The 13,154-nt window shown below is 72.8% G+C and carries 12 protein-coding genes; 6 read left to right on the top strand and 6 right to left on the bottom strand.

All coding sequences use genetic code 11. From position 1 onward, the window contains the following. From ACRYR8_RS16060 to ACRYR8_RS16040, 5 genes are all read right to left on the bottom strand, one after another. Complete coding sequence (locus ACRYR8_RS16060) at positions 1–786, bottom strand: acetoin reductase (RefSeq protein ID WP_432485398.1); 786 nt, start codon at positions 784–786, stop codon at positions 1–3. Positions 787–932: 146 nt separating this feature from the next. Then, positions 933–2,990, bottom strand: coding sequence for a beta-galactosidase (locus ACRYR8_RS16055; RefSeq protein ID WP_432485396.1), 2,058 nt, complete (start codon positions 2,988–2,990; stop codon positions 933–935). Positions 2,991–3,059: 69 nt separating this feature from the next. Continuing rightward, the gene (locus ACRYR8_RS16050; protein ID WP_432485394.1) at positions 3,060–3,962 is read right to left on the bottom strand and encodes a carbohydrate ABC transporter permease; all 903 of its coding nucleotides are present in this window, start codon (positions 3,960–3,962) and stop codon (positions 3,060–3,062) included. Next, on the bottom strand, positions 3,962–4,897 hold the full coding sequence (locus tag ACRYR8_RS16045; protein ID WP_432485392.1) for a carbohydrate ABC transporter permease: 936 nt from the start codon (positions 4,895–4,897) through the stop codon (positions 3,962–3,964). The genes ACRYR8_RS16050 and ACRYR8_RS16045 overlap by 1 nt, the downstream gene beginning before the upstream one ends. Further along, positions 4,897–6,195: an ABC transporter substrate-binding protein gene (locus ACRYR8_RS16040; protein WP_432485390.1), complete on the bottom strand. Its 1,299-nt coding sequence runs from the start codon at positions 6,193–6,195 to the stop codon at positions 4,897–4,899. Before ACRYR8_RS16040 ends, ACRYR8_RS16045 begins: the two co-directional genes overlap by 1 nt. Positions 6,196–6,545: 350 nt before the next feature. Here ACRYR8_RS16040 and ACRYR8_RS16035 point away from each other — a divergent pair, with 350 nt between their 5' ends. From ACRYR8_RS16035 to ACRYR8_RS16025, 3 genes are read left to right on the top strand one after another with little or no spacing between them, the layout of a single operon-like run. After that, complete coding sequence (locus tag ACRYR8_RS16035) at positions 6,546–7,616, top strand: NAD(P)-dependent alcohol dehydrogenase (RefSeq protein ID WP_432485388.1); 1,071 nt, start codon at positions 6,546–6,548, stop codon at positions 7,614–7,616. Positions 7,617–7,672: 56 nt separating this feature from the next. Further along, positions 7,673–8,827: a DUF2332 domain-containing protein gene (locus ACRYR8_RS16030; protein WP_432485386.1), complete on the top strand. Its 1,155-nt coding sequence runs from the start codon at positions 7,673–7,675 to the stop codon at positions 8,825–8,827. Between the two features lie 31 nt (positions 8,828–8,858). Beyond that, positions 8,859–9,242 carry a hypothetical protein gene (locus ACRYR8_RS16025; RefSeq protein ID WP_432485384.1) on the top strand — a complete coding sequence of 128 codons (384 nt, stop codon included), beginning with the start codon at positions 8,859–8,861 and terminating at the stop codon, positions 9,240–9,242. Between the two features lie 135 nt (positions 9,243–9,377). Here the strand turns inward: ACRYR8_RS16025 and ACRYR8_RS16020 are convergent, their stop codons facing one another. Next, a complete protein-coding gene (locus tag ACRYR8_RS16020) occupies positions 9,378–10,127 on the bottom strand; it encodes an SDR family oxidoreductase (protein WP_432485382.1) in 750 nt (249 codons plus the stop codon). Between the two features lie 32 nt (positions 10,128–10,159). Between ACRYR8_RS16020 and ACRYR8_RS16015 the strand changes: the two genes are divergently transcribed. The 3 genes from ACRYR8_RS16015 to ACRYR8_RS16005 form a co-directional block, all read left to right on the top strand. After that, a complete protein-coding gene (locus ACRYR8_RS16015; protein ID WP_432485380.1) occupies positions 10,160–10,975 on the top strand; it encodes an SDR family NAD(P)-dependent oxidoreductase in 816 nt (271 codons plus the stop codon). Positions 10,976–11,201: 226 nt separating this feature from the next. Then, positions 11,202–12,470 (top strand): ABC transporter substrate-binding protein, encoded by a 1,269-nt coding sequence (locus tag ACRYR8_RS16010; protein WP_432485428.1) that lies wholly within the window; start codon positions 11,202–11,204, stop codon positions 12,468–12,470. A 65-nt stretch (positions 12,471–12,535) separates the two neighbouring features. Then, positions 12,536–13,154 (top strand): carbohydrate ABC transporter permease (locus ACRYR8_RS16005; protein ID WP_432485378.1); only part of this gene is annotated, 619 nt, incomplete at its 3' end.

Genomic DNA, 13,154 nt, shown 5'->3' with positions numbered 1-13,154 from the left:
TCAGGAGAACTGGATGCCGCCGTCGACGAGCACCGTCTGTCCCGTGACGTAGTCGGAGTCCGGCGAAGCCAGGTACGACACGAGCTTCGCCACGTCGTCGGGGACCGAGACCCGGCCCAGCAGGATCGAGCGGGCGTTCTGCTCGAGCGCCTGCCCCTTCTCCAGGCCCTGCTTGGCGGCGAGCTTCTCGTCGATCAGGTCCCACATCGCGGTGCCGACGATCCCCGGGCCGTAGGCGTTGACGGTGATGCCGTGCTCGGCCCACTCCATCGCCGCCGCCTGGGTGAGGCCGCGCACGGCCCACTTCGTGGCGGAGTAGGGCCCCAGCAGGGCGAACGGCCGGAACGCCACGATCGACGCGGCACCGATGATCTTGCCGCCGCCGCCCTGGTCGATGAACTGCCGCGCAGCCGCCCGGTAGGACAGGAACACGCCCTTGACGTTCACGTCGAAGATGCGCTGGAAGTCCTGGACCTCGTAGTCGAGCAGCTCCTCCACCTGGGCGATCCCGGCGTTCGCCACGAACACGTCCAGTCGACCGCCCGCCTCGACGGCTGCACGCACCAGCGCGTCGGTGGACTCCTCGTCGGTGACGTCCACCGCCGCCCCCGTCGCCAGCCCACCGGCGTCGTTGACGGCCTGGACGGTCTCATCGATCCCCGCCTTCGCCGACGGCAGGTCGGCGACGACGACGTGCAGGCCGTCGCGACCCAGGCGCTCGGCGATGCCCCGACCGATCCCCCTGGCCGCCCCCGTGACGACGGCGACGCGCGTTCCCTCGGGCATGGACCTCTCCCCTCGCACCCGCCGCCTCGCGCAGCGGGTCCCTCGTGCTCGGCCGGTACCCCGGCCGGGGTACCCGCGCTCAGCCCACCGCGCGGCGCGGACCGCGGGGAAGGGGGGTTCTCGGGGGGTGAGAAACCCGGCCCCGGTCAGGCCTCCAGCGCCTCCGCCGACCATCCGTCGCGCTCGGTGGTCCGCAGCACCGCCCAGCCGCGCGGCTCCACGCGCAGGCCCGCGTCCGCGGCGGAGGAGGTCAGCAGGTCCGTGCCCGGCCCGGTGACGCGCACCGGCACCCCTGAGTGGTTCAGCACGAACAGGTGGTCGGCGCGGGCGCCGCGCCGGCGCACCACCTCCACCCCCTCGGGCGCGGGAGCGCCCAGGACGGGTCGCGCCCCGGACTGCGCGCACACGGCCGTCAGCCAGCGGCGCAGCGGCTCCTCGTCCAGGAAGGTCGAGACGTAGTGCGCCACACCCGCACCGACGCGGTGGCGGGTCAGCGCGGCCTCCCCGTCCAGGTCGCCGCCGGCGTACGCGGCGAGCACCTCGGCGCCGTCGGGCACCACGAGTTCGCTCCACACCCGGCCGCGCAGCGGTCCGGTTCCGTCGCCCTCCAGCAGCACCTCGTCGCCGGCCGCCAGCGGGTGCAGCTCCTCCACGTGCAGGCCCAGCAGGTGCCGCAACCGGCCCGGGTACCCGCCGGGGACCACGTGCAGGTCCTCGTCCGCGTACCCGGTGAACGGCCACACCGCGAGGTGGCCACCGGCGGCGAGGTGCTCCTCCAGCCGGCGCACCGCCTGCCCGTCGAGCGCGAACATGCTGGGGACCAGCACCAGCCGGTAGCGCGACAGGTCCGCGCCCGGCGCCGCGAAATCCACCGCGTACCCGGCCTGCCACAGGGCCCGGTGGGCCGCGCGAACGGTGGAGGAGTAGTCGAGCAGGTCGCTGGGCAGTTGCGGCGCGTCCGTCGCCCACCAGCCCTCGGCGTGCCACAGCACCGCCACGTCCGCCTCCACCAGCGGCCCCTCCGCAGGTGGCTCGGCCGCCTCGGCGATGGCGGTCAGGACGGCGCCCAGCTGCTCGAAGCCCCGGAACGAGCGGGACCCGGCGCCGGTGTGCGGGACGATGCCGCCGTGCCAGGCCTCGGACCCGGCGGCCGGGGCCCGCCACTGGAAGAACAGCGCCCCCTGCGAACCGCGCGCCAGGTACGACAGCGAGTTGCGGATCACGCGGTCCGGCGACTTGTGAGCCCGCCGTCCCGGGACGGTCGAGCTGGTGCTGCTCTGCTCCATGAGCAGCCACGGGTCCCCCTGCCCGAAGGAACGCGTCAGGTCCGCGCCGTACGCGGCGTGGGTCTCCCCGTCCGGGCCCACCGTGTCCAGGTAGTGGTCGACCGACACCAGGTCCAGTTCCGCCGACCAGCTCCACTGCTCCAGGTGGTTCCAGGTGGGCAGCATGAAGTTCGTGGTGACCGGGGCCGCCGAGCCGGTGGCGCGGATGACGTCACGCTGCTCGCGCAGCGCCTGGAGCATCTCGTCGGAGCTGAACCGCTTGAAGTCCAGCACCTGCGCGGGGTTGGCCAGGTACTGCGTGGCGCGCGGCGGCAGCACGTCCTCCCAGTCCCCGTAGCGCTGGGACCAGAACGACGTGTACCAGGCGCGGTTCAGCTCGGTCAGCGTGCCGTAGCGCCGCTGCAGCCACCGGCGGAACGCCGCCGCGGCGTGCTCACCCCAGTCCAGCGTCCCGTACTCGTTGTGCACGTGCCAGGCCAGCAGCGCCGGGTGGGAGCCGTAGCGCTCGGCCAGCCGCTGGACGATCTCCCGGCAGGCGTCTCGGTACGCGGGGGCGCTGACGGCGTAGGTGTCCCGGCTGCCGTGGGAGAGCCGCACGCCGTCGGGGCCCACGGGCATCGCATCGGGGTGGGCGCGGGTGAACCACGGCGGCGGGGAAGCCGTGGGCGTGGCCAGCACCACGCCCACGCCGCCGGCGTGCAGGACCTCGACCACGCGGTCCAGCCAGCCGAACTCGTACACGCCTTCCGCCGGTTCCAGCGCGGCCCAGGAGAACACCCCGACCGTCGCGGCGTTCACCCCGGCCCGGCGCATCAGCGCGACGTCCTCGTGCCACACCTCCTCGGGCCACTGCTCGGGGTTGTAGTCGCCGCCGAACAGGAAGCGGTCGGTGCTGAAGCGTCGTGCGGGGGAGGGCAACGGGGTCTCCAGGTCGGCGTGCGGGTCGGTGTTCGGGACGGAGGGCGGGGTACCGGGTCCGGGGGCTGCTCAGCCCTTCAGGCCGCCGCTGACGAGGTCCATGCGCCAGAAGCGCTGCAGGACCAGCAGCAGGGCGATGAGCGGCACGATGGACACGGCCGCGCCGACGACGGCCAGCGAGTACAGGGCGGGCTCACCCGAGCCCTTCGCCAGAAGGGTGTACAGCCCCACCGTCAGCGGGTAGCGCCGCTCGTCGGACAGCATCACGAAGGGCAGCAGGAAGTTGTTCCAGATCCCGACGAACTGCAGCATGAAGACCGTCACCATGCCGGGCACGAGCATCGGCAGCGCGATCGCCGTGAAGGTCCGCCCCTCGCCCGCCCCGTCGATCCTCGCCGCCTCGATGGTCTCCTCCGGCACGGCCGCCGCGGCGTAGACGCGCGACAGGTAGATGCCGAACGGGGAGATGATCGAGGGGAGCAGCACCGACCAGTAGGTGCCGGCCAGGCCGATCTTCGTCATGAGCAGGTACTGCGGGATGGCGAGGGTGATGCCCGGCAGCAGGACGCCTCCGAGGACCGCGTAGAAGATCGCGTTCCTGCCGGGGAAGTCGTACTTCGCCAGCGCGTAGCCGAAGGCCGTGGACACGAGGGTCGACAGCACCGCGCCGACACCGGCGAACACCAGGCTGTTCAGGGCCCAGAGCAGGAACTGCCCGTCGCCGTACGAGAACAGGTCCTGAAGGTTCTGCGCCAGCCCCGTGCCGGGTGCGAAGGTGAACGTGGAGAACAACTCTCCGGGCGACTTGGTGGAAGCGACGACGACCCAGGCCACCGGCACCAGGCAGTACGCCGCACCCAGCAGCAGGACGAGGGTGGGCAGGACCCTCGCCGGCCGACGGGCCTGCCCGCGCCCGTGCCGGGTGTCGGGCGCGACCCGGGTCGGCGCCGCAGCGGCGTCCAGGGTCGCCATCAGGACTCCCCGAAGGCGCGCCGCTGGGTGACCCGCAGCAGGAGCACGGACACGAGCAGGGTCCCCACCGCCAGCAGCACGGACGCGGCCGCCGCCAGGGGCAGGTCGTCGCGGGTGAAGGCGTCGCGGTAGATGGTCATCAGGGGCACCCAGGTCTGGGAGATGGACGTGGTCATGGGCCGCAGCGTCGTGGGCTCGCCGTAGACCTGGAGCGTCCCGATGAGGGCGAACAGCCCGGTGAGCACCAGGGCGGGTGCGACCAGGGGGACCTTCACGCGCAGGGCGAGCTGCAGCTCGGAGGCGCCGTCGATGCGCGCGGCCTCCTGCACCTCTGCGGGGATCCCGCGCAGGGAGGTGTAGATGATGATCATGTTGAACCCGACCCCGCCCCAGATCGCGATGTTCGCGACCGAGCCGAACAGCGGTGCCCCCGACAGGAACGGGATCGCACCCAGTCCCAGTGCCTGCGTCACGTCGCTGAACGGGCTGGTGGTCGGCAGGTAGAGGAAGCCCCACAGCAGGGAGGCGATGACTCCCGGCACGGCGTACGGCACGAAGATCGCGGTGCGGGCGAACCGCTTGGCCCGCGTGGTGGTGGCGTCCAGCAGCAACGCGAACAGCAGCGCCAGACCCAGCGTCAGCGGTACGGCGATCAGCCCGTACACCGCCAGTCGGCCGAAACCCTCCAGGAAGTCCCGGCTGGTCAGCGCCGTGACGTAGTTGTCCAGGCCGACGAACGTCTCCTCCCGCCGGCCGAACGGACCGGGTCCGCTCACTCGCAGCCCCCGCAGGCTCAGGTACACCGCGTAGCCAACCGGGATCAGCAGGAACGCGACGAACAGGACCAGCCCCGGTGCCATGAACAGGTACGGCGCCGTGTTGCGACGGCGTCGTGCGGGGGCCGCCGCAGCCGCGGTGCGCGAGGGGGCGGCCATCAGCCCTCGCTGACGGTGAATCCGGACTTCTCCATGTCCGCCACGACCGCCTCCTGCGTGGCGGCGAGCGCGTCGGTGAACGAGGTGCCGTCGGTGACGGCCTCGTTGAAGGCGTCCTGGAAGGCGCTGCTGGCGACGTTGACGTTCGGCCCCCAGCTCACCTCGGGCACCGTGTCGCTCGCGATGCGCTGGGCGACCTCCCAGTAGTCCTCCTGCTGCGGGGACTGCAGGGGCGGATCGCTCTGGAGGGTCAGCTCCTGCCCCGAGAGCGAGGCCGGGTACTGCCCGGCGCTGATCTGCGCCGCCGAGCCCTCCTGGCTGGTGTTGATCCACGTCGCGAACTCGGCCGCCTCCTCGGGGTGCTCGGAGGAGGTCGTCACCACGACCGCGGAGCCGCCCTGGAAGGAGACGGCCGAGTTCCCCGGCTCCCACTGCGGGAACGGTGCGAGCGCCCACTGCCCGGCCTGCTCGGGGACGACGCCGTTGATCACACCGTTGGCCCACAACGCGGAGGGCCAGGACAGGACCTTCCCGGCGGCCAGCTTCGCGTTCCACTCGGGGGTGAGCAGCGGCTCGGCGTCGACGACGCCGCGGTCCACGAGGTCCTCCCAGTACGCCGCCACCTCGCGGGACGTCTCGTCGTCGATGTTCACGTTCCACGTGTCGCCCTCGACGGTCCACCACTGCGACCCGGCCTGCTGCGCCATGGCCGCGAACGCCCCGAACTCCCCGGGGGCGAAGGTCGCCAGGGTCGACTCGGGGTCCTTCGCGCGCACCTGCTCGGCGGTGGTGCGGAACTCCTCCCACGTGGTGGGCACGCTGATGCCCAGCTCCGCGAAGCGGGCCTCGTTGTAGACGAGGGCTTGCGGGCCGACGTCCTGGGGGATGCCGTAGACCGCGCCGTCGAACTCGACCTGGCTCCACACGCCGGGGTTGAACTCCGCCTGAGCGCCGTCGACGTGCTCGGAGACGTCCAGCGCGACGCCGCCGACGATCATCGCCGGGAGCGTGTCGTACTGCACGACCGCGACGTCGGGGGCGTTGCCGGCCCGGGTGGCGGTCAGCAGCTTGGCGCTGGAGTCGGTCGAGCCGCCCGCGTCGGTCTTGCGGACCTGGACGTCGGGGTGGGCGGCGTTCCACGCCTCGACCATGCCGTCCTGGGCGGTGCCCCAGGCCCAGTAGTCCAGCGTGATCGGCCCGTCGGCGGCCCCGTCGGCGCCGGCCCCCTCGGACGAGCAGGCCCCCAGGGCGAGGGCCAGCGTCCCCGCCGCGAGGGCGGCGATCGTTCGGACCCTCATCACATCTCCTTCGACGTGGGATCGCCGAGCAGTCCGCTGGCGAAGCGCTTCGACAGTGCTGAGGCACGAGACTCGACCGAAGGTCGTGCGCTGTCAAGCCTCCGCGTCCCTGAAACCTCGGGTCACCTCTCGGGGACCGGTCCGCTCCTCGCCGGGGGCGGTCCTGTGGAGGCGCGGGTTGCGGAGAAGCGCTTCGACGAGGCGCCCGCGCGCCGGCCCGGCCAGCGGTCCGCCTCCCCGGCCCCCTCGAGCGGCGTCCCGCTCGTGGACCGCGCCGGCCGCACCCCGGCGCGCCCGGCCGCCACCGGCGTGCTCCACTGGCCCTCCGACCCACCTCCCGGAGGAGACCAGTGAGCACCACCGTCAGCGCCTACGCCGCGCCGTCCGCCACCGAACCGCTGGCCCCGACGACGATCGAGCGCCGCGACGTCGGCCCGAAGGACGTCCGCATCGAGATCAAGTACGCCGGCATCTGCCACTCCGACATCCACACCGCCCGCGGCGAGTGGGGTCCGGTGGCCTGGCCGATCGTCGTCGGCCACGAGATCGCCGGCGTCGTCGCCGAGGTCGGCTCCGAAGTCACCCGCCACGCCGTCGGTGACCGCGTCGGTGTCGGCTGCATGGTGAACTCCTGCCGCGAGTGCGAGGCCTGCCGCGACGGCGAGGAGCAGTACTGCACCGGCAACGGGCAGGTCCAGGGCATGGTCGGCACCTACGGCGGCACCGACCCCGCCGACGGCCGCCCCACCGCGGGCGGGTACTCCCAGCAGATCGTCGTGGACGAGGACTTCGTCCTGCGCATCCCCGAGGGCCTGGAGCTCGACGTCGCCGCGCCGCTGCTGTGCGCGGGGATCACCACGTACTCGCCGTTGAACCACTGGGGCGCCGGGGAGGGCACGAAGGTCGCCGTCATCGGCCTCGGCGGCCTCGGCCACATGGCCGTGCAGATCGCCGCCGCCAAGGGCTGCGAGGTCACCGTCCTGTCGCAGTCGCTGAAGAAGCAGGAGGACGGCTTGCGCCTGGGCGCGCGCGCCTACCACGCCACCAGCGACCCCGACACGTTCGAGCAGCTGCGCGGGTCCTTCGACCTCATCATCAACACCGTCTCGGCGAACCTGGATCTCGACGCCTACATGGGCCTGCTGCGCCGCAACGGCACGCTCGTCGAGGTCGGTGCCCCCGAGAACCCGATGTCCGTGCGCGCGTTCTCGCTGATCCCCGCGCGCCGCAGCCTGGCCGGTTCCAACATCGGCGGCATCGCCGAGACCCAGGAGATGCTCGACTTCTGCGCCGAGCACGGCATCGCCGCGCAGGTCGAGGTCATCGGCGCGGAGCAGGTCAACGAGGCCTGGGAGCGCGTCGTCGCCTCCGACGTGCGCTACCGGTTCGTCATCGACACCTCGACGCTGCCGGCCGTCTGAGCGGCTGCCCGCCGGTCCCGGGGGCGCGGTGGAGCGGGGCTCGCTAGCGTCGGGGCGTGGCGGACGACGGCAGCGGCGGGGGCGCGGGCGCGGGCGGGGTGCAGCGGCTCGCGGAACTGCTGCGCGGGCAGGCGCGCGCCTGCGCGGACCTGGGCTCGCCCCTCTACGGGCACCTGCTCACCAGCGCCGCCGGCGACGTCCTCGCCGGCGGCCGCGTGCGCGACGTGCTCGCGGGGCACGAGGACGACCCGCCGGGTGCTGCGCTGCCGCTGCGCCTGCTGGGCGCCGCCCACCACCTCGCCCTGGCCGGCGACGCGCCCGCCTACGCCGCCCACCTGCCCAGCACGGGCGGTGACGGCGACGCCGAGGCCGCCTGGTCGGCGCTGCGGGAGCTGCTGAGCACCGCGGGGGAGGACGTGCGCGCGCGGCTGCGCACCGCCCCGCAGACCAACGAGGTGGGGCGCTCGGCGGCGCTGGTCGGTGGGCTGCTCACCGCCGTCGCGCAGGTGCTGCCCGCCCTCGGGCCGGTCGTGCCGGTGCGCCTGCGCGAGGTCGGCTGCTCGGCGGGACTGAACCTGCTGCTGGACCTGTTCCGCCACCGCGGTGGCGACGGGCGCACCCGGGGCCCGGCGGACTCGCCCGTGGAGCTGGACGGCGCGTGGGACGCCGAGCCGCCGTCCTGGCCGGCGCCCGGCGCGTTCGAGGTCGTCGAGCGCGTCGGTGGCGACCCCGACGTCGTCGACCCCACCTCGGACGAGGGGGCGCTGCTGCTGCGCTCCTACGTGTGGGCGGACCAGCCGCACCGGGCCGAGCGACTGCGGTCCGCCCTCGAACTGGCCCGGCGGGTCCCGGTGGAGCGCCGCCGCACCGGTGCCGCCGGTCTGCTCGCGGACCTGGAGCTGCGTGAGGGTGCGCTGACCGTGGTGCAGCACTCCGTGGTGTGGCAGTACCTGCCCGACGACGAGCGGGGGGCCGCCGAGCGCCGGCTGGGGGAGCTGGGCGCGGCGGCTACCCCGACGGCCCCCCTGGCCCGCGTCTCGCTGGAGCCGGGCGACGGTGACGCCGGCGCCTTCGACCGCGGCGAGACCGGCTACCCGGTGAGCGTCACCACCTGGCCGGGCGGGCACCGCCGGGTCGTGGGGACGGCACCGCCGCACGGCGTCCCGGTGCGCTGGCGGGAAGTCCGTGGAACTGCTTCGACCGCTCGTTGACCGGTTCACCGCCGGATGGGACGTTGCGGGTGTGGGACGAAGCGCCGAGCGGGTGGTCTTCGTCGTCCACGGCGTCGTGACGCTCGCTGCGGCGGTCGTGCTCGTGGTGCTCCCCGCGGTCGTACCTGCCACCGTGGGCATCTCGGTGGGGCCCGACGAGCACCTGCTCTCGTACCTCCTGGCTGCTGCGGAGCTCGCGATCGGCCTGCTGTCCCTCGCCGCGGCCCGCCTGCACGACGCGAGAGCTGTCCGGCTGATCGCACTGTGCTTCGCGGCCTTCCACGGCGCGACCGCGGTCCTCGAGGTCGTCCACACGCTCGTGGAGCGTGTGAGCGCGGTCCTGATCGCGAACATCGTCGTACGGGTCGTCGCCGCGGTCGCGTTCCTGCTCGTCGCGCGGGGGCGACGAGCGTGACCCCGATGCTTCCGGTCGCTCCAGCAGCGCTCGCGCGCGTCGCCGTGGAGCGCACGTCCGCCGACGTCGGGCGGCGCGGGTCGGTGATCAGGTCCTCGGCACCCGGTTCCCCGCTGCCCCGGCCGGGTGCGGCGGTCACCGCTGGGAGACGGGGGAGAGGACGAGTTCGTCGATGCGCACGTGCGGTGGGCTGTCGAGCACGAACTGGACGGTGCGCGCGACGTCGTCGGGGGTGAGCATGACGGCCCGGGCGGCTTCGTCCGGGACCTCGGGCCGCTGGTCGAGGAAGTCGGTGGCGATGTCACCCGGGCACAGGTGGCAGGCCCGGACGCCGTGGGGAGCCTCCTGCTGGTTCAGGGTCCGCACCAGCGGACCGAGCGCCGTCTTGCTGGCCGAGTACGCGACCCCGGCACCGGGGGAGAACGTCCACCCCGCGTAGGAGGAGACGACCACGACGACGCCCCCGCTGCGGCGCAGGTCGGGCAGGGCGGCGTCGATGACGGTGGCCGGCCCGGACAGGTTGGTGGCGATGATGTCGTGCACTGCGGCGATGTCCTGGTCGTCCCAGCGCCGGCGCGGCGCGTTGAGGCCGGCGGCCAGGACGAGGCCGTCGAGCCGACCGAACTCCTCGACGACCGCGCTGCGGGCCGCGGCGACCGCCTGGACGTCCTGGACGTCCAGGGGCAGGGCGAGGGCGGCGCCGCCGTCGCGGGTGATCGCGGCCGCCGTCTCCTCGAGCGGTGCGGCACGGCGGCCGCTGAGGACCACGCCCCACCCCGCGCGCGCGGCGGCCGCGGCCACCGAGCGGCCCGTGCCGGTGCCGCCGCCGGTGATCCAGACGACCTTGCGGTCCGGTGCGGCAGCGGTCTCCGTGATTATGCTCATGCCTCGACAGCATGTCCGCTGGAGGAGGCGTTGTGCACCTCGATCTCACGAACCGCGTGGTGGTCGTCACGGGAGCCGGGCGGGGGATCGGGCGGACCATCGCCGCCCGCTTCGCCGCGGACGGCGCCCGGGTCGCGGCCCTCGACCTGGCCTTCGACGCCGAGGCTGCGCCCGAGGCCGGACCCGCCGGGACGGGACCGGCCGTCGACCAGGTGGTCTGCGACGTGGTGGATCCCGGTTCCGTCCAGCGGGCGGTCGAGGCCGTGGTCGAGCGCCACGGCACGATCGACGTCCTCGTCAACAACGCGGGCATCAACGTCGAGGGGCAGGTGGCCGACCTGTCCTGGGACGGGTGGCGCCGCTGCATGGACGTCAACGCGGGCGGGGTCTTCCTGGTGAGCCGGGCGGTCGCCGAGGTGATGAAGGGGGCGGGCCGGGGCCGCATCCTCAACGCCGCGTCGTTCGCCGCGATCGTGCCCAGCGTCGGCAGCGCCGCCTACGCCGCCTCCAAGGCCGCGGTCGTGCAGTTCACCCGTGTCCTGGCCTCCGAGCTCGGACCCTGGGGCATCACGGTGAACGCCTACGCCCCCGGCATGGTCCCCACGGCCATGAACGGCTTCGCCGAGATGGAACCGGCCGCGCAGGACCGCCTGCTCGACACGCTGTCGCTGCGGCGGTGGGAGAGCCCCGACGACGTGGCCGACCTCCTGCTGTTCCTGGCCAGCGACGCGGCCTCGTACATCACGGGGACCCTGATCGACGTCTCCGGCGGCAAGCTCGCCACCCAGGTCCCCAGCCGCGCGTACGACGCGGCAGCCGCTGCGGAGGCGCGACGGTCCGTGCCCTGAGGGCCGGGACCTCCGCGCGCATCCTCGCCACGCGTGGGTGAAGCGCTTCAAGAATCACTGGTGATGGCGTTGACCTCCGGCGGGGACGGTGCCTACGCTTCTTCTGAAGCGCTTCAATGACGGTGTGCTCCGCCGCGGGGTCCGCGGCCATCTCGATGAGGAGAGCCTTGTGAAGACCACGTTCCTGCGCCGCTCGGCGATCTGCGCCGCCGCGGCGGTGCTGCCGATGTCGATGTCGGCCTGCAGCGCCGGCAGCCTCGGCTCCTCCGACGACTCGGGCAGCGGTGCCACGGAGATCACGTTCCTGGTCGACAACGCACCCTCCACCCTCCTGGGGGCCGAGGCGCTGGTCGAGGACTTCAACGCCTCCCAGGACGAGGTCCAGGTCGACGTGGAGACGCGCCCGCAGGGCGGCGAGGGTGACAACCTCGTCAAGACCCGCCTGCAGACCGGCAGCATGGCCGACGTCTTCGCCTACAACTCCGGCTCGCTGTTCCAGCAGATCGCCCCCGAGGAGACGCTCACGCCGCTCACGGACCAGCCCTACGTGGACCTGGTCGACGACAGCTTCACCCCCCAGGTCAGTGCCGGTGGCGAGGTCTACGGCGTCCCCTACGGGACCGCCTTCGGCGGTGGGGTGCTGTACAACAGGAAGGTCTACGAGCAGCTGGGCCTTCAGGTGCCGAAGACCTGGGCCGAGTTCGTCGCCAACAGCGAGGCGATCAAGGCCGCCGGCATCGCCCCGGTGATCCAGACGTACCAGGACACCTGGACCTCGCAGTTGCTGGTCCTGGGCGACTTCCACAACGTGGCCGCGGCCAACCCCTCCTTCGCGGAGGACTACACCGCCGGTGAGGCCAAGTACGCCACCGACCCCGCGGCCATCAAGGGCTTCGAGCACACGCAGCAGATCCACGACCAGAACCTCCAGAACAGCGACTTCGCCTCCGCGAAGGTGGAGGACGGCATCCGGATGCTGCTCGACGGCACCGGAGCCCAGTACCCCATGCTCTCGAGCATGGTGGCGACCGCGATGAGCATCGACCCCGAGAAGATCGAGGACATCGGCTTCTTCGCCCTGCCGGGTGACGACCCGGCCACCTACGGGCTGACCGCCTGGTTCCCGGGCGGGGTGTACGTGCCGAAGACGACGACGGGCGACGAGCTGGAGGCCGTCAACCAGTTCCTCGCCTTCCTCGCCACCCCGACGGCCTGCGACATCCTCACCGAGACGACGGTGCCCACCGGCCCCTACCTCGTCGAGGGGTGCGAGCTGCCCGACGACGTCCCCCAGGTGACCGAGGACGTCAGCGCCTACTTCGAGAACGACCAGCAGAGCCCGGCACTGGAGTACCTCTCGCCGATCAAGGGCCCGGCCCTGGAGCAGATCCTCGTCGAGGTCGGCTCGGGCATCCGCCCGGCGCAGGAGGCCGCGGAGCTGTACGACCAGGACGTCGAGAAGCAGGCCCGGCAGCTGGGCCTCGAGGGCTGGTGATCCGAGCCGTTCCCCCGTTCCGGCCCGTGACGGCCGGAGCGGTCTGACCCGAGAGGGAGGAAACCATGGCCACGACGCTCAGCTCGGCGCCTTCTGCGGCCACCCCAGGCCGGTCGGGCAGGTCGGGGCGCCGGCGCAGTCCCTACCCGGGGTGGTTCTACCTGCCCGCCGCGGTGGTGTACGGCGTGCTGTTCCTGGTGCCGACCCTGCTGTCGTTCTACTTCAGCATGACCCGGTGGACGATCTTCGACAGTGAGTTCATCGGTTTCGGCAACTTCGTGCAGTTCTTCCAGGAACCGGCCCTGGTGAAGGGCTTCACCAACACCTTCGTCTACGCGGTCGTCACCTCCGGAGCCAAGGTCGTGCTCGGGCTGGGGCTGGGGATGCTGCTGACCAGCCAGATCGTGGGGCGCGGGTACCTGCGCGCGGTGGTCTTCTTCCCCGTGCTGGTCTCCTCCGTCGGGGTGGGCATCACCTTCCAGGTCCTGATGCACCCCTCGCGCGGGGCGATCAACTCCGCACTGGGGGTGCTCGGCATCGACGGGCCCGGCTGGCTGGTCGATCCGCAGCTGGCGCTGCTGTCGGTGGCGCTGGTCGACGTGTGGAAGGGCGTGGGCCTGGCCACGCTGATCTACATGGCCGGGATCGTCTCGATCCCCAAGGAGTACTACGAGGCCGCCAAGG

It is taken from the genome of Kineococcus esterisolvens, assembly GCF_050871405.1.
Classification (GTDB): Bacteria; Actinomycetota; Actinomycetes; order Actinomycetales; family Kineococcaceae; genus Kineococcus.
This window is presented reverse-complemented; position numbering and strand designations above follow the sequence as displayed.